Origin of the sequence: Novosphingobium sp. ST904 (assembly GCF_001298105.1) — a bacterium.
GTDB lineage: Bacteria > Pseudomonadota > Alphaproteobacteria > Sphingomonadales > Sphingomonadaceae > Novosphingobium.
Genome location: NZ_LGJH01000137.1, coordinates 26,417 through 46,744 on the forward strand (window position 1 = coordinate 26,417; position 20,328 = coordinate 46,744).

Here is a 20,328-nt window from a genome sequence, read left to right on the forward strand (position 1 = left end):
CCCTTACACGCCGGTTCGATGGAATCAAAGCGTGCGGACATAGCCCCGATACCAGTCAACGAAGCGCGGCACACCCACCTCGATCGGAGTACTGGGCGTATATCCAGTATCGCTCGTAAGTGCTGTAATGTCGGCATAAGTCGCCTCGACGTCACCCGGCTGCATGGGCAGCAACTGCAGTTCCGCGCGGACGCCGCATGCCTCTTCGAGCACCTCGATAAGCCGCATGAGATGTTCGCTGCGGTGGTTGCCGATATTGTACAGCGAATGGGGCTTGATGCTCCCACCGCCTTTTCCTGCCCGTCATCGGCGGGTGGACGATCGATGCAGGCCAGCACTCCGCCGACGATATCGTCGATATAGGTGAAGTCCCGGTACATCTCGCCTTGGTTATATACCTCGATAGGGCGGCCCGAGAGGATACGTTCCGCAAACTTCCACAGCGCCATGTCCGGCCGGCCCCATGGCCCGTAGACGGTAAAAAAGCGCAGACCCGTCAGCGGGATGCGGAAAAGGTGGGCATAGGTCTCGCTCATCAGCTCATCCGCCTTCTTGGTGGCGGCATAAAGCGAGAGGGATGATCGGCACGATCCTCCACCGCGAAGGGCAGCTTGGCGTTGCCGCCGTAGACCGAACTGGAACTGGCATAGACCATGTGCGCAACCTGGCGCGCACGCGCCAGTTCGAGCATGTTGACGTGCCCGGCAAGGTTGGAGGTGACATAGGCCTGCGGGTTTTCGAGTGAGTAGCGCACCCCTGCCTGCGCGCCGAGGTGAACGATCACCTCGAAGCGGCAGGGCTCCAGCGTCGCCGTCAGCCGGTCCATGTCCGAGAAATCGAGCTGGTGGAACGTGAACAGATTGCCGAAGCGCGCAGCCAGCCGGTCTCGCCGGGCTTCCTTGAGTGAGACGGCGTAGTAATCGTTCATGTTGTCGATACCGATCACCGGCGTTCCCTTCGCCATCAGGGCTTCGGCAACGGCGGCGCCGATGAAACCGGCGGCACCGGTCACGAGAATGGCGGATTGGGAAAGCATCGAAACTCCAGTCGGTACGGCAGCGGTTGGGCGGAGCGGGGTGGCGCCCGCCTTCTAGAGATCAACCATGAAGCAACGATTGCCAAGGGCCCTGCGCCGGGGAACTGCACAGACAGCTCTCGTCTCCGGATGTTGCACCGTTATGGCGCCGTTCCCCTCGACGTTTCGTTTGACGCTCCGTGACGCGCGGCATATCCCTCCGAAAAGGCTGCAAACTGCCTTCCAGTCCCTATTGCCGTCGGACATAGCGAGACCATGACTTCCAGACCCCCCGTTCTCGTCACCGGCGGTGCCGGCTATATCGGCAGCCACGCCGTTCTTGCGCTCAAGGACGCCGGCTGGCCCGTCGCCGTGATCGACAACCTGACGACCGGCTTCCGTTTCGCCATTCCCGAAGGCGTCCCGCTTTACGAAGGCGACATCGAGGATGCCGACCTGCTGGCCCGGATTTTCGCCGAACAGGGCACGAAGGCCGTCATGCACTTCGCCGGATCGATCATCGTGCCGGAATCGGTCGAGAATCCGCTGAAGTACTACCACAACAACACGGCCAGGAGCCGGGCGCTGATCGATGCCGCGGTCAAGGCGGGCGTGCCGCACTTCATCTTCAGCTCTACCGCGGCCACTTACGGCATTCCCGAGGTTTCGCCCGTTACCGAGGACAGCCCGAAGCTGCCGATCAATCCCTACGGCATGTCCAAGCTGATGACGGAGATCATGCTGGGCGACGTCGCGCGGGCGCACCGCTTCAACTTCTGCGCGCTGCGCTACTTCAATGTCGCAGGCGCCGATCCACAGGCCCGCACCGGCCAGTCCACGGCGGGCGCCACGCACCTCATCAAAGTCGCCGTGGAGGCCGCCCTGGGCAAGCGCAGCCATGTCGCCGTATTCGGCACCGATTTCGATACTCCCGACGGCACCGGCGTGCGCGACTACATCCACGTTTCCGATCTCGCCAATGCCCACGTCCTTGCGCTGGAAGCGCTGATCGCCGATCCGGCGCGGTCGCTGACGATGAACTGCGGATATGGCCAGGGCTTCTCCGTCCTCGACGTGCTGGATGCGGTGGACCGGGTAACGAACCTCACGATCGACCGCCGCCTCGAAGGCCGCCGCGCGGGCGACCCGGATTCCCTCATTTCGGACAATAGCCGCATCAAGGCGACACTGCCCTGGACGCCGAAATACGCGGACCTGCCCACCATCGTCGAACACGCGCTCGCGTGGGAGCGCAAGCTGGACCAGATTCGCGAAGGATGAACGAAAAAGGGATGAACCGAAAAGGCCCCGGCAGGATGTCCTGCCGGGGCCTTTTCGGTTTGCGCTGCGATCCGTTCGGCAGCCAGCGCCCGATCAGAACGCGATGCTGAGAGACGCGCGGGTCGAAAGATCGGTAGCGTCGCTGGTGCGTTCCATGCGGGCAGTGATCTTCCACGTGAAGTCGAGTCCGCCCGCCAGCATCGAGACCTCGCTGACCCAGGCTCCCTTGAGGCTTTCCGGCGTGATCGTGAAGGCATCGCCGGCATCGTAAGTGTCGCCGCCGTTGAAGTAGGCAGTCGTGCTGCCCAGCTTGCCTGAGACGAGTTCGCGGCGACCCGCCTCCACCTGGAACGTCAGCGGGTGCCAGTCGGGAGAGATCGTGCCCAGCGAGTAGGAGGCCGTCAGTGTCGGCGTTACCGTGGTGGCCTTGCTGGTGCGGCTTGCCACGGTCAGCGCCATGGCGTCGGTGTCGGCGGTTTCGCTGTAGCCGTTCTCCTTCAGCCAGAACTGCTCGAGTTCGACCTTGGGCTTGAGATTGAAACGGCGCGACATGTCGAAGCGGTAGGACGCGCCCGCCAGGCCCGAGAAAAGCCAGCCGCTCCACTTGCCGTCCGCGGCATAGGTGAAGTCGGTATCGTCGATGGTGCCGGTGAAAGTCCGCGTCGAATCCACCGAGATCCGCGAGGCGCCGATACGCGCCCACGCCATGAACGGCCCCTTGGCATTGCGCCAGAACAGGCCAAGGTCATGCTGGCCCACATCGAGATTCCCGGTGCCGCCGTTGTCCGTCACGCTGCCCTGCAACCACGCATAGGACACGCCGAAGTAGCCCAGCGAAGTGCGCCGCTCGACGCCGCTGGAAAGGCCCGATCCGCTGGCCTTGTAGCCCGCGGTCGACCCCGCATCCTTGCTGGTGCGCCAGTAGACCGGCTCGAACCAGCCGCCGATGTCGGAGATGGAGAACATCGACGATTGGTCCGAAAGATGCCGCGCGGCCATGCGGTCGCCGTGAGTCACCGCATCGAACACGCCGCCCGAATGATCGGGAAGCAGCGCCGAGACCTGGGTCTGGAGCGTTGCCGAATCGTCCACGTCGAGCAGGCTCGCCGTCAGCGAATCATCATTCTGCGCGGTCGAGTAGATCGCATCCCAGGCCGACGCCTCGCTACGCGTCAGGCCGAGTTCGGCGGTCGTCTTGCGCTCGATGGTAAGATAGACGCTGTTGTCATCGGTCGAAACCTCGCCGTTGTAGATGAACGGCAGGTCGGTCTCGGTCGAGTCCAGCGTGCCCTGAACATCGAGGCTGCTGGCAGTCAGCACCGTGTAGGTGCCCTCGGCATCGCCGAGGTCGGTGACGGTGGCCGTGATCTTGGTCCCGCTTTCCAGCGTCGCGTTCGCCACGTTGATGAGCGAACTCGTACCTTCCTGGGTATCGACGTAGACCCCCAGGATACCGCCGGACTTCACGATGAGGTTGCCGAAGCTGATGTTCTCCGCCTCGCTCGCGGTCAGCTTGGAACCGCTGCCCACCGTCACGGTCAGGTTGTCGGCATTGCTGAAGTTGCCCGAATAGACCGAGGTACCGGAAAGCGACAGCGTGCCGTCGTTTCCGGCAAAGTCCATGGTGCCCACGAAGCTCGACGTGCCGGCAAGCGATGCCGTTCCCCTACCGCTGCCGAAGTAGACATCGCCGGTGTAGACGGTGTTGCCGGACAGGCTGAGCGTGTCGTCGCCGTTGCCGAAATAGGTATCGCCGGTGATCGTGCCGGTCGAAGCACTGAGCGTGTCATTGCCGGAACCAAGCAGGATGTTCCCGGTGATGCTTGCATAGATGGTCGGATCGGTATCCGTGTCGTTGTCTTCGAGATATTCCGCGCTGGTCTCGGCGTCCGCATCGTTGAGGTACTGGCTGATGGTCACGCCGGTCGTGTTCGCGGACAGGTCGAGCGCGGTCGTCGTGTCGGTGTCGGAGCCGGTTGCGGAAATGAAACCGGTGTTGTCGATCGTGGTCAGCGTGCCGGAAAGATCGCGGACCGCGGTGGAGGAACCGTCGCCCTGCGAGGTGATGCCCGCCGCGATCGAGCCGCTGTTGTAGAGGCTGGTGACAGTGCTGCCCTTGTTGATGAGCAGGGCGGTCGCCGCCGAATCGTATGTCGTGGCGCTGAGAGTGCCGGTCACGCCGATGCCGTCTGTCAGGGTGACGTTGCCACCCTGCCCGCCGATCACCAGGCCGTAGGCGTCGGTCTTGCTGTAGTACGAGTTGGAACTGACGGTTCGTCGATGGCGATCGAATAGGTGCCGGAATTGCTGGAAACGCCGCCGACCGTGATGTCGCTGGTGCCGCCCACCTGGATGGCCGGGCCATTGCCGTAGGACACGACCGCGCCGGTGCCTTCCTCGTCGTCATCGACACCGTCATTGTCTTCATCGTCGTTGGTGCTGTCATTGTCGACCGGCGGAGCAGCCACATAGATGCCGCCTGCAACGTTGCCGGTGATGTCCACCGTCGCGGCACCGGAGCGCAGCGCGGCGCGTGAAAGCACGACGGTGTTGCTGTCGTCATCGGTGTAGGAGGCCCGATTGGCCACCGTGCCCTGAATGGTCACAGTGCCGGTCACGTCTCCGCCGACCGAGAGCGCGGTCGCCCCGGCGCCGGTTGCATAGACAGTGCCTTCCACGGTGACGTCACCGTCCACCGCCTTCGTCGAGATGCCTACGGAATTGTCGCCGATCACGCTGATGGTGCCGGTGTTCGTGATATCGCCCACATAGTCGCTGTCCACGACGATGCCGCCGGAATCCTGGCCTTCCACCGTGATCGTGCCGGCGTTGAGGATCGAGCCGCTGGTCGCCGCGCCGGACAGGACATGAATGCCGTAGCGATTGCTGGCCGAGGCGCTGTCCGAGCCGGTCGTCTCGGGAACGTAGTCCTCGGTCACCGCGATCGAACCGTCCTCACCAACGGCAATCGTAGAGGTGGTGCCGGCATTTACGGTGATGCCGGTCGCACCGTCGGCATCGTCGAGCACCAGCCCGCCTTCGACGTCTACGGCGTTGCTGCTGTCGACGGTGACCGCCGACCCGCCGGCGAGCGTGATCGTGCCGTCCTCGGTCACGGTAACATCGCCTGCGCTGGACGTTACCAGCGGCGCGGTCGTGTCGGTGGAAACCTTGGTGGCGGCAAGGGTGGGAGCGGCGACGAGGGCAAGGACCAGCGCGCCGATGCTGGAAGACGTGTGAAGCGAGTTCATGTCTGGAATCTCGTGATGAGCGTGAAAGCGGTATCCGGCGCCGCCTCTCGGCCGGCGCCGGAGATTCAGGCGGCGATGCCGATGAGCGCGGTGCGGTGTATCCGGCCGTCAGGCTGCCGCTCAGCGTCGGCGTCATCTGCGCCAGTTGCGCGGAACTGTTGTCACCGAAGACATTGTCCGACGACAGCGAGATCGCGTTGTAGTTGGCGATGCTGGCCGTATAACGCGTATCGCCGGTGAACACGGCGGTGTTGGTGGCAGCCGGCATGGCAAGCTGCGAGATGAGACTGGCCGTGCGGCCGGTGCTTGCCGAAGTCAGGCCGCCCGTGAAGATCTCGAAATGAATGTGCGGCCAGCGTCCCGAGTAGCAGGCGGGATAGATGGTCGTGAACGTCACCTTCCCCTCGCTGTCGGTCACCTGCACGCCGCGCAGGTAGCTTTCGGTGGTGACGCCGCTCGAATAGAGCGAGTACTTCCCGGCGGCATCGCAGTGCCAGACATAGATCGCCGCGCCTTCTATCGCCGCGCAGCCGTTGTTCACGTCGACGAGTTGCAGTGTCAGTTCCAGTGCGACACCGGCGGCGGTCGTCGTCGAATTGATGAAGCTGGAACGGATATCCGAGCGACCACACCGCTCACGGTCAGCACGTTGGAGGTCGAACCGCTTGCCGTGTTGGTGCCATCTGCGGGATAGGGGCCGTTGGTTTCGGTGGGATCGGCGATGCAGGTATCGGCGGAACTTCCGCCCGACGAGGTGGACGAAGAACTGGTCGACGAAGTGCTGGACGAAGTCGTGCTGGAACTGCTGGTGGAACTCGTGGAACTGGACGAGCCAGAGGTTCCCGAAGACGAGGAACCGTCATCCCCTCCACATGCCGCAACGCCCGCCACGCTGCCCGCGCTGGCAAGAATGGCCAGCGCCCGGCGGCGTCCTATCAGGTTCTCGCCGAATGCCCGTCCGATGGTCTGAAGATCGTGGGCAAGCCCGCGGTCATGGTCGTCCATTGAAATATCCCCTCGTGTCGCAATTCGCGCGACGCCCGGAGGACCGGTGCCGCGGATCAGGTCACGACGAGGATTGAAAGCCGGCAGTTGCCACCGGATTTCAGATGCATTTCATCTCTGTAGCCGCACGGTCCGTCCCGGCGGCCGATGCTCATCTGGCTGAAATGTCGCCCGAGACCGAGGGCACGAAGAGATACCCCTCATTGCGCACGGTGCGGATGATGTCGCCGCCACCGTCGCCTTCGGCAAGCTTGCGGCGCAGGCGGGAAAGCTGGACGTCGATGGCGCGATCGTAGTGATCGCTGTCTTCCCCGCGCGACCAATCGAGCAACTGGTCCCGAGTGAGGACACGTCGCGGGTGCTCGGCGAATGCCCGCAGGAGGCGGAACTCGCCATCCGAAAGCGAGATCAGCCGGTTGCCGGGATCGAACAGCAGGCGCAGGCCCAGGTCCATCCGCCATCCGCCAAAGTGCAGACACTCCCCGGAATGCACGTCGTTGACCGGCGTCGCTTCCAAAGGCGCGGCCGCAACGACCCGCTCGGCCACCCCGCCCACTGCCGCGCGGCGGCGCAGGACGGTGCGGATGCGGGCCAGCAGTTCGCGCGGATTGCACGGTTTCGCCAGATAGTCGTCCGCACCCATTTCCAGGCCGACGATGCGATCGACGTCGCTTCCCACGGCCGAAAGCATGATGACCGGCGGCGCATCGGGTCCAAGCTGGCGGAGTGCGGTAAGGCCATCTTCGCGCGGCATCATCACGTCCAGCACGATGAGATCGAAATCCTCGCGCGCCAGCAGTTCGCGCATCGCCGAAGGATCGGCGGCAGTCTGCGTGGCGTAGCCATGCTTGCCCAGGAACTCGCCGATCAGCGAGCGGATGCCTTCATCGTCGTCGACGATGAGGATGCGGGTCTGAAGGTCCATCGGAGCACGTTCTAGGATCATTGTGCGCCAATAGGAACCCCGCGTTCCACCCGGATTTCAGCCCCTGTTACAGCTTGCGACAGCCCGCAACAGGCGTGAAATGCCGGTGAAATCCGCAGGCAAAGTCCCGCGCCGAACAAGATGGCCATGAACAACCCAGTTCGTCAGGTTCCGTCTTGGATGGCCTGCAGCGCGGATCCCGTCGCATCCCCCGCGACTCCCGCAATGATGCTGCATGTCCCCGATACGGCCGGAACCACCGTCCGGTTAGCCACCGCCAAGGCGCCGGTCGGTGCCGGGCCCGTCGCAGCGGCAGGTCACGTAGTCGCACCCGCCCTGTCCTGCGACGGCCCCGGAACTATATCCACGCATCGGGGATGGTGCGGAACCGGACCCGATAGTGACACAATCGCATGGTACCGGCCGCTCAAGCCCAGTCGCGGTGCCCGGCGCCGCTCGACAAGAGTTTTCCTTCCAGCCTCGCGAGTGAGGGCACCGCTGCTGGAACGGACCCGAGGTGACCGTCCTCGCAGGCTGGCCTTGTGCCGGCTCGCGGGGGCGCGGAGCGGGGTCGGAAGGGACGTGTCCCTCCTTTCCGAGCCCGCTCCGCATCTCTCTTCCCCATCCCGCTCCAGAACGGCGCGCAGCCACGTGGTGACGTCTCGAAATCGCCGCGAATTCGTGGCATGGGGCCTGAAATGAACCTGCCCCGCCTTTCGAACCGGATCGGCCTTCCCCTGGCGATGCAGATGATCGCCATCCTGGTCTGCGCCCTGATCGGCGCCCAACTCGTCACGCTCGCGCTTACCGTGCTGCTGCCGCCCAGCCCGACCGCGCGCTGGAACATCGACGAGGTGGCCAGCGCCCTCACCGCCAGCGACGTGCCAGACCGGCTCGAACGCAAGCCGATGATGGGTCCGCCCGACGTGAGCGGGCAGGGCTGGCTCGTTTCCGAATCTCGCGCGACGCACTTGCCAGCCGCCTCGGCCGCGAGGGCAAGGACGTTATTCTCGCCTTCTATACCCAGCTTCCCGTCGGCGGCGTCGCCGTGCCCAGCAACACCCGCTCGCCCCTCGCCATGGCGCAGGGCAAGGCCGAACCCGCCTCGCTGTCCTCGGTTCTGGTCAGCTCGGCGGAAGCGCAGTCGATTCCCGGCGGCCCTCCCCCCGGTGGAAGCCCCGGGCCGAGCGGAATGCCCGGTGGCCACTTCCCCGGCGGAATGCCTCCCGGCGGCTCGATGCCCCGCGTTCCCGCCATGCCCGGTGGAGCCCGTCCGGGAGGACGCATCCCCGGCGGCGCGATCCCCGCCGCCACCGCACCCGGCGGCCACCGCCCCGGAAGCGCCGGTGCAGGCGGTCAGCCGGGTGGGCAGGCCCCCGGAGGCGGCATCGGCCGCCCTGGCGGCGGCCAGCCCTCGCAAGGACAGCCTTCGCAGGGACAGCCCGGCAACGCCGCGCCCAGCCGGGCAGGACGCCGAACCAGGACGGTCAGCCCGGACAGATCGTCGGCCCCGGCGGGCGTCCCGGCGGGATGATCGGTCCGGGCGGCGCCGCTGGGCTGGGCTCGGGCCTTCTCTCGCCGGCCATGCCCACGATGACCGACATTCCCCGCGCCACCCTGCCGATCGCCACGCCCGATCCGCTGCCGACCCCCGTCGCGACAACGCGCCCCCTGTCTCTCCAGATTCCCCAACCCCCGGTCATGCTCGCATCCACGGCCGCTCCGGCAACCACCGTGGCAACGGCAGCGCCTGCCACGCCGCCTGCCGCCGCGACGCGCACCACACCGCTGCCCGTCGTTCCCGGCACGCCGCAACCGATCCCCTTCCGCCACGTCGACAGCGGCTTCTTCGCGCTCACCTCGCCGCCGTTCATCGAAGGCGATTTCGTGGCCGCCGCACGCCAGCCCGACGGACAGTGGCTGGCCGTGGCGCGCGCGCGGAGCCGTTCCCCAACGCCTGGCAGAAGCGGGTCATGCTGTGGTTCGCACTGTCGCTGGCGATCATCAGCCCGCTGGCATGGCTGTTCGCCCGGCGCATCGTGGTTCCGCTGAAGGACTTCGCGCAAGCCGCCGAACAGCTCGGCCGCGACCCCTCGGCCACCATCCTGCCGCTGTCCGGCCCTGCCGAGATCGGGCGGGCGGCCAATGCCTTCAACCAGATGCGCAACCGCCTGCGCGCCTTCGTGGATGACCGCACCGCGATGGTCGGCGCCATCAGCCACGACCTGCGCACTCCCCTCACCCGCCTTCGCTTCCGCATCGAGGACGTTCCCGACGAGCAGCGCGAAGGCCTGCTGAAGGAAGTGAGCGAGATGGAAGCCATGATCAGCGAGGTCATCGCCTTCATCCGCGATGCCTCGACCCCGGGACCGCGCGAACGCGTCGATTTCGCGGAACTGATCGCCGGCAGCGTCGCCGACGCACAACTTGTCGGCGGCAAGGTGACGATCGAGCACAACCTGCACATTCCGGTCGATGTCGATCCGGTCGGCATCCGCCGCCTGCTCGGCAACCTGCTGGAAAACGCGATCAAGTACGGCGAAAGTGCAAGGGTCCGCGTGAGCCTGCACGATGGCGAGGCCGTGGCGGAAATCGTCGACACCGGGCCCGGCATTCCGGAAGACGAGTTCGACCGCGCTTTCGAGCCGTTCTATCGTTCCGAAACGGCGCGCACCTCGGGTCAGAAGGGCAGCGGGCTCGGCCTTGCGGTGTGCCGCTCCATCGCGCGCGCCCATGGCGGCGATGTAAGCTTCGTTCATGGCGGCGACGGATTCGCCGCCCGCGTCACGGTTCCGGCCGCCTTCGATCCGACCCTGCGAAAGGCGGCCTGATGCCCGCAAGATCGATGGCCTGCCTGCTTTGCGCAGGCCTTGCGGCAGTGTGGTGGCCCGGCAGCGCCGCGGCGCAGGAGACTACCACAGCGCAGGACACTGCCGCCGCACCTGCCCCCGAACTCGCGTCCACCGACGCCACTTCGCAGGCTGCATCAGCCGATCCCGCCGACACGGCTCCCCCGCAACCCGTCGATCCCTGGACGATCACGCTGTCCGCCGGGCTGAGCAACCGCGACGACGGCCCCGATGGTTCGTGGCAGACGCTGTCCCTTACCCGCCAGATCGGGCGCGGATACGTGCGCGGCGGCGTGATGCGCTATCACGGCACCCTGATCCAGGCCGACACCGCGCTCCCGTCCGATTACTACGTCGGCACGCTTGGCGCGGGCGGCAACTTCGACAACTGGGTCATCGACGGCTGGGCCAGCTACGGCCGGCAGGTCTACGGCAAGATCAGCACCGACTGGGGAAGCCGCCAGAGTTCGGGAGCCAGAAGCAGCGCCTATTATGCACTGGGCGGTGACTTCGGACGGATTTTCCCGCTTTCGCCCCGATGGTTCGTGACGCCGACGATCGTCGTTCCTACGCACAGGGACGCCTGCTCCGCCCCGCCCCCACCGGGACCGGCCTGGTCGATCTGGAAACCCGGGAACCAACATGGACGCTGGGCAGCACTGTCCGCCTCGATCATGCGTTCGGCGAAAATGGCGACCATTATGCCGGCATCTCGCTTTCCCGTAACTGGACCAGCAACGCCGTATCGCAAGTCAAAGTCGGCCAGTTCGAGAGCCTCGAAGAGATTCCCCGCAGCGGGCTGCTGGATTCGCGCCACTATTCAGACGGGTGGTGGGAGGTGGGCATCAGCGCCAACATGAAGCTGGCGGACAGGCTCCATCTCGACCTCTACGCCTCTCGCAGTTTCGATGCGCTCGCGGGCAACACGATTTCCGGCGGTATCTCGCTACGAAAGGCCTTCTGACGGCGGAGCCGGCCGAACATCCCGGGCCGCCCGCGCGCAAATGAACCATTAGCGGGAACCGGCAAGGCGTTCATCCATTTGTTTCTCAACGGCAAATCGCCGAACGTACAGGAGAAACACATGTACCGCAGACTGGGCTGGGGCCTCGGCATCCTTTCCGCCACCACCATCCTGCTGTCGGCCTGCCATAACGACCGCCCCGGACGCCACCATCCGCCCCGGCACGAACACGGCGACCGCGACGGTCACCGGGACCGGGACGATCATCGTCCGCCGCGCCACCATAACTGAACGACTGCGGCGGTTGCGCTCCTGCCGCCACAAGGACGAGCGACTCACCCATTCGTCCAGCTAGTCCCGCGACGCGAAGACCCGTAAGAATCGCCGGGAACGGCAACTTTGCCCGACTTCAGGAGCGCCAGCGATGCCACGGGCTTCCATCACGGTCGTCGTGCCTGCCTATCAGGCCGGGCATACCATCGAGCGGACGGTCCGCTCGGTGTTCGGCCAGCCCCATGTCGATACGCGGGTCATCGTGGTCGTCGACGACACTGGCGAGGAAACCCGGTCCGCCGCGCAGTCCATCGCGGATACGCGCCTTTCCGTGATCGTGAACGAGGCCAATCTGGGCGCGCAGAAGAGCCGGAATCGCGGGCTCGCCCTTGTCGAAACCGATTACGTGATGTTTCTCGACGGCGACGACTTCGTGATGGGCGACCTCTTTCGCGGCCTGCTGGACGCCGTGGAGAACGGAGCCGACGTCGCATTCGGCCCGTGGCTTCGCTACAATGAAGCGGCCCCTTCGGCGGAACTGCGGCGCGAACGGTATAGCAGCGCCGAAGACCTGCTTGACCGGTGGCTGGTTCGTCGGCGCTGGACACCGCCCTGTGCGGTGCTTTGGCGTACCGATTTTTTGCGCAGCATCGGCGGGTGGGACGAAGCGGTGCGGCGCAACCAGGACGGTGAAATCGTGTGCCGGGCAGCGCTCGCAGGCGCGCGGCTGGCACATTCGGACCGGGGTTGCGGCGTCTATGTCCAGCACGATTCGCCGCTGCGCATCTCCGCGAACCGTTCCACTTTCGGCGATCTCATAGACGTGGCCGAAAGCCTGCTGCGCCGACCTTCGGACGCGGTGCCGGATGAAAAGCGCGCACGGATCATCGGCGAATACTTCTACTGGCTTGCCGACAGCGCCTTTCGGCGGGGGGACATGGCGCAGGGCCGCCGCGCGCTTCAGCGCAGCCTCTCGCTCGGCGGCAAGGGCGCACACCTTGCGCCGGTTCCCAAGCTCGGCGCGGCGGTATTCGGGCTGGAAGGCTACCGGAAGGCCGTTGCCTGGCTCACGCCGCGCGCTGATGCCTTCAGCCCTTCTGCGGATGGCGGCGGAAGCGGTCCGGCAGCAGGTTCCCCGCCAGCCGGATCATCTCCGCCATGTCGCGCCGCCCGCTCGCGGTGCAGAAATGGGCCGCAACGGTGCCTCCGTAGCTGCACAGGACCGCAACCGTAAGCGTGACGACGGTAGGCAAACCTTCCCCCAGCCGCGAAACCACCGCCCAGGCAAAGACGCCCCCAAGCAATGAGGGCACCTGCGCCTCGTACAGGAAACGCTGGGACACCGGCGTGCCCTTGGTCGCATAATAGTAAAGTGCGGGAGTCGTCAGGAGCTGGCCGAAGAAATAGGCGGCCGCCACCCCCACCGCGCCCCAGCGCACCCCGATGAAGAAGCTGATCACGCTGATCGTGCTGGAGAAAATCCCCCAATACATCATGCGCCGGGTCTTCCCGCTGCTGATGTAGAGCCACCCGGTCGTGTTGGGCACGGTCTGGACGATCGCGGTGAGGCTGAGCCAGAAGAAGATCGGGCTGGCGGCGCTCCACCGCGATCCCAGCAGGAAAGGCACGAGCCGATCGCTGCAGATCGCCGCCGCCAGGATGCCCGGCAGGGACAGCAGCGCAAGCGCGCGGATCGCCCGTTCATAGACCCGCCGATATCGTTCCGCATCGTCCTGGAGCCGGCTCATGACCGGAATCATGACGCGGCTCAGCGGCTGGTTCACGTTTTGCAGGGGAAACAGCATGAGCTTGTAGCTGCGATCGTACAGGCCGACCGCGTCCGCACCCTCGGCCTTGGCGATGATGACGTTATCGAGATTGCGGGCGAAGAAGTTCACGAGATTGAAGCCCGTAAGATTCGCTCCGAACACCACGAGATGGCGCACCCCGGCGAAGCGCGCGCCCATTCGCGGGCGCCAGGTGCAAGATGTCCAGACCATAACAGTGCTGACGCTCGCCCCCAGCAGCGCCCCCAGCCAGATCGCCCAGTAATTGCGCAGCGCAAGCGCGGCCAGCGCGGTGAAGACGAACGTCGACAGGGCCACGGCGATATCGTTGATGCTGAGCGTATGGAAGCGAAGGTCCCGGTTGAGCAGGGCCTGATGCTGCAACTTCAACCCCGAGACGAGGACGGTGAGCCCGGTGGCCGCCGTCACGTATCCCGCGCGGTAATCGCCGTAGAACCAGCCCGCCAGCGGTGCCAGGATCACCATGACCAGAGCTGCTGCGACCGAGACGAACACGTTCAGCCAGAACAGGGCATTGGAATGCTCCGGGTCGAGATCCCGCGCCTGCACGACCGCCTGGGTGAACCCCAGGTTCTGGAAGATGAGGATCAGGCCGGTAAGCGGCGCCACCATGGCGCTGATGCCGTAATCCGCCGGCGAGAGAATACGCGCGACCACGATCGTGGTCGCCATCGTGGCGAACACCTTGACCATCTGGGATGCGGCGGTGGATGCCACCCCCCGCGTGGCGCGGCGGCCGATATCGTCGCTGCCGGCCCTCGTCATTCGGACACCGCCACCGCAGGAATGCCCTGCGGCATGAGCAGGGGATTGCCGAAACGATTGACCAGCGCGGAAATCTGCGCGTCGTTCTGCAGCATGTTGTCGTCGTAGAGGCGGCTCGCCTGGGAAAAGTCCCAGGTCATCTGCACGAAGCGCGGTCCCACCTTCCGGTAGAGCGCGCCTGCCCGGCGCGCACACCAGTAGAACCACAAGTCGTCGGCGGAAGGCGCGTATCGCTCGTAGAGTTCGCGCTCCGTCACGTCGGGATGGAAGCACCCGGGCGGATAGAGCACCCCGCCGATCCCCGTGGGCATGAGATCGATGGACGGAGCGTGCGCGGCATCGTCCTGAACGTCCCAGCCCCAATCGGCATAACGGGCCAGCGCCCCGCCCGCCCCCATCTCCAGCCGGTGCGCGCGCAGGCAGGTGATGACGCCCTTCGTTCCGGCCTGTCCATCGACGAGTTCGGTCAGCCAGGAAGGCTTGTAGAAGACGTCATCGTCGGCAGTGGCGATATAGGCTTCGGGAAAGGCGCCGAGCGCATAGACGAGCTTCTTGTAGCTGCGCACGTCGTCGACCAGCCGCAGTTCGACCCGCCCGTCCAGCAATTCCCGCACGGCAGCGGGCAGGGATTCCTCGTCACCGCGCGCGAGCCACAGGACGATGCGGTCAGGCACCGTGTCCTGCCGCAGCAGGCTTCGCAGCGTGAGGTGGAGCGTGGGATATCGCGGCGGAAAGGACGTCAGCGAAACGATCAGCGCGGCCCGCAGCGGATGCGGCCGCCTCTCGCCCTCGGGATATCGGCCCGCATAGCGCCGGTACTGGCGCCCGGTCCACAACCGGATTGCCACGGGTCGCGGCAGAACTGCAAAGATGAACTGCCTGGCCAGCTTACTCACACAAGCCCCCGCGCCTCAAAGCCACCGCGTATTCATCGCGGCCACCCGGCAGGTTCTACCCAGCCGCCCCGGGATGCGCCATTACCCTGAATAGCGCCGCAACCATCCGAATTTCCTGAACTATACCGGGCAGTTCGGCGATCCGCACGACGATGGCCTCGACGCCCGCGCCCCGCCGAAGCACGCTCCGAAACCGAAGCGGAAACTTCGGCCGATCTTCCGGGGCCTTGCCAGCGGCTCTGGCGCGGGCATAAGGAAACGCTCTATTGTCTTGCCTTTCCGGCGCCGGCCCATGCTTCGCCGCTGGCGATGGACGGGGGCACCCTTGAAGCCGCGCCACTCTGAAGGATACGCAGGGTTGAAAGACCGCAACCGCATCGCCGTCGGAAGTGCGGGCCTCGCCGCGATCGCGCGGTGCGTGCTGGCCATTGTCCTTATGCTGGCTCCGGGAAGCGCGCTGGCCGCCCAGCCTGCCACCCAGCCTCCCGCGCTTTCGTCTGCCATCGCCTCGGCGCTCCCCAAGGCCGACCCCGCTCCCGAGCCTGCACCCGATCCCGTCAGGAAAACGCCGAGCGAGGCGGTGGCCAGCTTCGATGCGGATGCCAGGCATGCCGAGGCCGTCTTGCGCACGGACATCTCACGGCACGACTACGACGAAGTGCGCGAACTGAACCTCCTGCGCGACCGTCTTGCGGCCGACCGCGATCTGGCTCGCGGGATTGCCGATCGCAGCAACCTCGATGCGCGAATCATACAGGCCCAGATCACCGCGCTCGGCCCGCTGCCCGAATCCGGCAAGACCGAAGCCTCCGCCATCACCGACCAGCGCAAGGCACTCGACGCGCGCCTTTCCGTTGCTCTCGGGCCGGTCCTTCGCGCCCGCGAGGCACAGGCGCGCGCGGCAACCCTCGTCTCCGATCTCGACGAACGGATCGCGGCGATAGACCGGCTGCGCAAGTCGGAGCGCGCCTCTTCCGTGCTCGATCCCCGCCTCTGGCTGACCTTCGCCGGCGATGCCCGGCGCGGTGCCGAAGCCATGGCGGCGGGCTTTGCGCGGGGCTACGAGGCTATCGGCTTCCTTGGCCTCGCCAGCCGGGTGCTGGGCGCAGCGGCACTGATGCTGCTGGGCCCGTTCGCGTCCGCATGGCTGCTGCGCGTGTTGAGCGCCAGGCTGGCAAAGCGGATCGAAAACGTGGAGCAACTGGCTAGCCGGTTGCTGATCGTGGTGCTCGAGGATGTTTCCACGGCAATCGCGCTGTTCTTCGGCATAGGCTGCACGATCGCCGCCATGGGCCTCGTGCTGAAACCGTTCGTCACCATCGCCGTACTGGTCCGGCTCAGCACCATCTTCGTGCTTGCGGCGCTGATCGTCGCCATCACCCAGTGGCTTGCTAAGGGAACGCTGCAATCGCCCTTCGTCCAGTTGCGTCTGGTGCGGCTGCGGCCGGCCCTTGTCGACAAGGGCGTATCGACGGTCCGCTGGATCGGCGTGGTCATGGCGATGGAAGCCATCGTCGAGGCTCTCGAGCAGGCCGGTTTCGCGTCTGCCACCGCAATCGACCTCATTTCGGGATTGCTGCTGATCCTGGGCGGCGGGCTGATCTGGGTGCTTGCGAACCTGCTTCACAAGGGCCGCGAAGGCCAGGACGAAGCCACGGCATCGGACGGCAAGCCACCAGAAATGCTAGACTTTGCATCGCCGTTAAGCCGAATTCTCAAGCTGCTGGTGATTGGCAGCGTCTCCGCCGCGCTGGTCGGCTACATCATCCTCGCGCGTGAAATCTTTTCGGACGCGGTGCTTTCGATCGCGGTCATCGCCATCGCCATTTTCCTGCACCGGCTGATCTCGCTGGTGCTCGGCCTGCTCGCCGAAGGACGGTTCAAACGCTACCGCACGACGCTGCACTTCGTGCCGATGCTGACCGGGCTCTTCATAACGCTTTGCACCGTGCCGATGCTGGCAGTGACCTGGGGCTACAACAGCCGCGAGATCGGCGATGCCATCGTCACGCTGCGCAGCGGTGTCACGATCGGCCAGGTGAACCTGTCGGCGGGCGACATTCTCACCTTCGCCTTCATCTTCCTTGCCGGCTACGTCGCCACACGCTGGACCCAGCGGATCATCAACCTCTCGATCCTGCCGCAATTCGGGCTGGACCGGGGCTCACAAGCCTCGATCGTGACGATGATCGGCTATGCCGGGATCGTGCTGGCCGCGGTCATCGCCATCGCCAGCACCGGACTGGACCTTTCCAGCCTCGCCTTCGTTGCCGGGGCCTTGTCGGTCGGTCTCGGCTTCGGCCTGCAATCCATCGTCGAGAACTTCACCAGCGGCGTGATCCTGCTGATCGAACGGCCGATCCGCGAAGGCGACTGGATCGAGGTTGGGAACTTCTCCGGCATCGTGCGAAAGGTGTCCGTCCGCTCGACCCACCTGGAAAGCTTCGACCGTCACCAGATCATCATTCCCAATTCCCAGCTCATCACCGGCAGCGTGAAGAACCTGAGCCTGGGAGCGGCACTGGCGCGCGTGGTTGTGCCGGTTGGAGTGGCGTACAGTTCCGATCTCGAAAAGGTTCGCGCGGTCCTGCTGGAGATTGCCCATGCGAATCCCGGCGTGCTTCCGTCGCCGGCACCCAGCGTGACGCTGGACGCATTTGCCGAAAGCTCGATCAACATGCGCCTGCTGCTGTTCGTGCCCGACGCGACCGATGGCGCATCCATCGCCTCGCAAGTCCGCTTCGCCATTGCCGAACGGTTCGGCAAGGAAGGGATAGAGCTGCCCTTCCCGCAACGCGAAGTGCGAATCCGCAGGGATTGATGCCCCATTTGAAGAGCTTGGGCCACGCATCCGGCGCATCGCTACCGCCGGATATCCCTTCTGCTCAATCATCTGGATCGCCCTCTCCACCCTATTGAGGCATCGATTGCCCAATTATGGTGAATCGCTCTTGGCGGGCCTGAACGCTACGCTCCACCGGCAAGTCGCCAGAGGAGAACGCATGAGGCCAGACCCGCCGCTCCGCGCGCTCTTCGTCATCAATTCACTTGCTGGCGGCGGGGCGGAACGCGTCTTCACCACGCTGGTCGAGCAGCTCAGCGGCCCCCGCAGCGACTTCGCGATAACCGTCGCCCTGCTCGATAACGAAGCCGAGGAAGCCTACCTCCTGCCCGAGAACGTACCGATCGAACGCCTCGATGCGAAGGGCGGCCTGCTGCGCAGCGTCCGGGGCATGCGCAGGCTGGTGCGCCGCTCCCGGCCCGATGTCGCCCTGTCGTTCCTGTCGAGAGCCAACGTCGCGACGCTGGCGGCAATGCGGCAGACCGGCGGCGCAACCGTCATCAGCGAAAGGGTGAATACCACCGCTCACCTCAAGCACGGCCTGTCCGGCCTCGTCAGCCGGTTGCTGATCCGCAGGACCTACCCGGCGGCCCGGCAGGTCATCGCCGTGTCCCAGGGGGTCGCCCGGACGCTGGAAACCGACTTCGCCATTTCGCCCGACAGGATTCGCGTCATCCACAACCCCGTGGATGTGGACCGCATTCGCGCCCGCGCCGCGCTCGAACCGGCGATCGAGGTCACGCGCGACGATTTCGTCACGATGGGACGCCTCGTGGACAACAAGAATACCGCCATGGCCATCCGGGCCCTGGCCACGGCACCCGCACGCGGCAACCTGATCGTGCTGGGCGAGGGCCGCTTCGGGAGGAACTCGCGCATCTGGCGGCCTCGCTCGGCCTTGAAAGGAGAGTGCGCTTCGCCGGCTTCCTCGCCAATCCCCATGCCGTGCTGGCCCGCGCCGGATGCTATCTGCTGACGTCCAATGCCGAAGGTTTTCCCAATGCCATGCTGGAAGCCATGGCCCTGGCGCTTCCCGTAGTGGCGACGGACTGCCCCTCGGGTCCGGCCGAAATTCTCGAAGTCACGCTTGGCGATGCGCCTGCGGTGTTCGGTTCCGGCGGCGCGCTGGTGGCGATGGACGATGCGCAGGCCATGGCGACCTGCATGGGCCGGCTGATTGCGCAGGATCGCCCCGCCTTTTCCGAAGCGGCGGCCAGACGCGCGGAATCGTTCTCGCTCGACCAGGCCGTCGGCGATTTCCGGAAATCGCTGATCCAGGCGGTCGCCGCGAACCGGATGGCGGCGACATGAAGATCTGCGTCACCGGCCTGCGCGGGATCCCCGGCGTCATGGGAGGGGTCGAGACTCACTGCGAGGAACTGTTGCCGCGTATCGCCGCCACGCTGGTCGATACCGAGATCGAGGTCTGCTGCCGCGCACCTTATGTCGATCCGGCGATGACCAGCTTTCGGGGCGTTGCGCTCAAGGCGCTCTATTGCCCCACCGGCCGTTCCAGCGAAGCGATCATCTCCACGCTGTTCAGCATCCTTTACGCCCGCACCCACGGGGCGACGGCAATCCATATCCACGCGGTCGGCCCCGGCCTGCTGGCGCCGCTCGCCCGCCTGCTCGGCCTGAAGGTCCTGCTCACGCATCACGGTGCCGACTACGAGCGCGAGAAGTGGGGACGCGGAGCGAAGTGGATGCTGCGGATGGGCGAAAAGCTGGGCGTCCAGTTCGCCAATACGGTCGTTTGCGTATCGCCCTCGCTCACCGCCCGCATGAAGGAGCGCTATCCGGGCAGGGCCGAACATGTCGATTTCATCCCCAACGGCGTCAGCGCGCTGCCGCCATGCCCCCAGCCCGACGATGTCCTGCTGGCCGAAATGGGCCTCCAGCCCGGAAACTATCTGTGCTGCGTCGCCCGGCTGGTTCCCGAGAAGGGCATCCACTACCTGATCGAAGCGCATGCCCGCAGCGGGGACCCGCGCACGCTGGTCATTGCCGGAGCCGCAAAGAAATCGGATCGGTATGCCCAGAAACTGGCCCAGATGGCCGGGGCCAATGTCCGCTTCCTCGGCATGGTGCCCCGCGCGCAGCTCGGCGTCCTGCTCCGCAATGCCTCGCTCTTCGTGCTGCCCTCCTTCCATGAGGGACTGCCTATCGCCGCGCTCGAGGCGCTGGCCAGCAACTGCCCGGTCCTGCTCAGCGACATCCAGCCGAACCTCGACCTTGGCCTTCCGGCCGATTGCTACTTTCCGGTCGGCGATGTCGGTGTCCTGGCTACGCGCCTTTCCCGCCGCGACAGTCCGCGCCGCGCCGAACTGCCCGTGGAAGCCCTGATGGACTGGGATGAAGTCGCCCAGCGCACCGCCGTTCGCTACCGCGAAATCCTGAGCAGGAGCCACCAAGATTCAGCCCTCAAACCTGCACGCTGAAGGCAAGGCATTGGCA

Annotated in this window: 17 protein-coding genes and 3 pseudogenes; 13 read left to right on the forward strand and 7 right to left on the reverse strand. The window is 65.6% G+C overall.

Translation table 11 applies throughout. The annotated features are described in order from the left end of the window. Positions 1-24: 24 nt before the first annotated feature. Positions 25-1,036: pseudogene (locus tag ADT71_RS10325) on the reverse strand (SDR family NAD(P)-dependent oxidoreductase). Between the two features lie 255 nt (positions 1,037-1,291). Between ADT71_RS10325 and galE the strand changes: the two are divergent. Next, positions 1,292-2,296, forward strand: coding sequence for a UDP-glucose 4-epimerase GalE (galE, locus tag ADT71_RS10330; protein ID WP_054436580.1), 1,005 nt, complete (start codon positions 1,292-1,294; stop codon positions 2,294-2,296). A 93-nt stretch (positions 2,297-2,389) separates the two neighbouring features. Here galE and ADT71_RS10335 read toward each other — a convergent pair whose 3' ends face one another. From ADT71_RS10335 to ADT71_RS33450, 3 genes and pseudogenes are all read right to left on the reverse strand, one after another. Then, positions 2,390-4,522, reverse strand: coding sequence for an autotransporter outer membrane beta-barrel domain-containing protein (locus ADT71_RS10335; RefSeq protein ID WP_054436581.1), 2,133 nt, complete (start codon positions 4,520-4,522; stop codon positions 2,390-2,392). Next, a complete protein-coding gene (locus tag ADT71_RS10340; RefSeq protein WP_054436583.1) occupies positions 4,519-5,547 on the reverse strand; it encodes a hypothetical protein in 1,029 nt (342 codons plus the stop codon). Before ADT71_RS10340 ends, ADT71_RS10335 begins: the two co-directional genes overlap by 4 nt. A gap of 421 nt (positions 5,548-5,968) precedes the next feature. Next, a pseudogene (locus ADT71_RS33450) lies at positions 5,969-6,088 on the reverse strand (intradiol ring-cleavage dioxygenase); the annotation flags it as partial. Between the two features lie 180 nt (positions 6,089-6,268). Between ADT71_RS33450 and ADT71_RS33455 the strand changes: the two are divergent. Then, on the forward strand, positions 6,269-6,517 hold the full coding sequence (locus ADT71_RS33455) for a hypothetical protein (RefSeq protein WP_231635789.1): 249 nt from the start codon (positions 6,269-6,271) through the stop codon (positions 6,515-6,517). Between the two features lie 186 nt (positions 6,518-6,703). Here ADT71_RS33455 and ADT71_RS10350 read toward each other — a convergent pair whose 3' ends face one another. After that, positions 6,704-7,477 carry a response regulator gene (locus tag ADT71_RS10350; RefSeq protein ID WP_082370278.1) on the reverse strand — a complete coding sequence of 258 codons (774 nt, stop codon included), beginning with the start codon at positions 7,475-7,477 and terminating at the stop codon, positions 6,704-6,706. Between the two features lie 1,048 nt (positions 7,478-8,525). Between ADT71_RS10350 and ADT71_RS35285 the strand changes: the two genes are divergently transcribed. From ADT71_RS35285 to ADT71_RS34945, 7 genes are all read left to right on the forward strand, one after another. Further along, entirely contained in the window at positions 8,526-9,011 is a 486-nt protein-coding gene (locus ADT71_RS35285; protein WP_304437739.1) for a hypothetical protein, read from the forward strand. Next, the gene (locus tag ADT71_RS33465) at positions 9,008-9,529 is read left to right on the forward strand and encodes a hypothetical protein (protein ID WP_231635790.1); all 522 of its coding nucleotides are present in this window, start codon (positions 9,008-9,010) and stop codon (positions 9,527-9,529) included. Before ADT71_RS35285 ends, ADT71_RS33465 begins: the two co-directional genes overlap by 4 nt. Continuing rightward, positions 9,451-10,308, forward strand: a complete 858-nt coding sequence (locus ADT71_RS33470; RefSeq protein WP_231635791.1) for an ATP-binding protein — start codon at positions 9,451-9,453, stop codon at positions 10,306-10,308. The genes ADT71_RS33465 and ADT71_RS33470 overlap by 79 nt, the downstream gene beginning before the upstream one ends. Continuing rightward, entirely contained in the window at positions 10,308-11,186 is an 879-nt protein-coding gene (locus tag ADT71_RS30240) for a hypothetical protein (RefSeq protein ID WP_231635792.1), read from the forward strand. Before ADT71_RS33470 ends, ADT71_RS30240 begins: the two co-directional genes overlap by 1 nt. Next, entirely contained in the window at positions 11,165-11,290 is a 126-nt protein-coding gene (locus ADT71_RS34940) for a hypothetical protein (RefSeq protein WP_255351628.1), read from the forward strand. The genes ADT71_RS30240 and ADT71_RS34940 overlap by 22 nt, the downstream gene beginning before the upstream one ends. Positions 11,291-11,410: 120 nt before the next feature. Continuing rightward, positions 11,411-11,581: a hypothetical protein gene (locus tag ADT71_RS31290; RefSeq protein WP_156336549.1), complete on the forward strand. Its 171-nt coding sequence runs from the start codon at positions 11,411-11,413 to the stop codon at positions 11,579-11,581. Between the two features lie 133 nt (positions 11,582-11,714). Beyond that, positions 11,715-12,797 (forward strand): glycosyltransferase family 2 protein, encoded by a 1,083-nt coding sequence (locus ADT71_RS34945; RefSeq protein WP_082370272.1) that lies wholly within the window; start codon positions 11,715-11,717, stop codon positions 12,795-12,797. A 367-nt stretch (positions 12,798-13,164) separates the two neighbouring features. Here the strand turns inward: ADT71_RS34945 and ADT71_RS10375 are convergent. Both ADT71_RS10375 and ADT71_RS10380 read right to left on the reverse strand, forming a co-directional pair. Further along, positions 13,165-14,136 (reverse strand): annotated as a pseudogene (locus ADT71_RS10375) (lipopolysaccharide biosynthesis protein); the annotation flags it as partial. Then, the gene (locus ADT71_RS10380; RefSeq protein WP_165913271.1) at positions 14,133-14,984 is read right to left on the reverse strand and encodes a glycosyltransferase family 2 protein; all 852 of its coding nucleotides are present in this window, start codon (positions 14,982-14,984) and stop codon (positions 14,133-14,135) included. The pseudogene ADT71_RS10375 and the gene ADT71_RS10380, both read right to left, overlap by 4 nt. Positions 14,985-15,390: 406 nt before the next feature. On the opposite strand from ADT71_RS10380, the gene ADT71_RS10385 reads away from it, so the two are divergent. From ADT71_RS10385 to ADT71_RS10400, 4 genes are all read left to right on the forward strand, one after another. Further along, on the forward strand, positions 15,391-17,853 hold the full coding sequence (locus ADT71_RS10385) for a mechanosensitive ion channel family protein (protein WP_054436597.1): 2,463 nt from the start codon (positions 15,391-15,393) through the stop codon (positions 17,851-17,853). 181 nt (positions 17,854-18,034) lie between these two features. Then, positions 18,035-18,850, forward strand: coding sequence for a glycosyltransferase (locus ADT71_RS10390; protein WP_054436599.1), 816 nt, complete (start codon positions 18,035-18,037; stop codon positions 18,848-18,850). Next, complete coding sequence (locus ADT71_RS10395; RefSeq protein WP_082370274.1) at positions 18,754-19,185, forward strand: glycosyltransferase; 432 nt, start codon at positions 18,754-18,756, stop codon at positions 19,183-19,185. Before ADT71_RS10390 ends, ADT71_RS10395 begins: the two co-directional genes overlap by 97 nt. Beyond that, positions 19,182-20,312 (forward strand): glycosyltransferase family 4 protein, encoded by a 1,131-nt coding sequence (locus tag ADT71_RS10400; protein WP_054436603.1) that lies wholly within the window; start codon positions 19,182-19,184, stop codon positions 20,310-20,312. Before ADT71_RS10395 ends, ADT71_RS10400 begins: the two co-directional genes overlap by 4 nt. Positions 20,313-20,328: the final 16 nt, after the last annotated feature.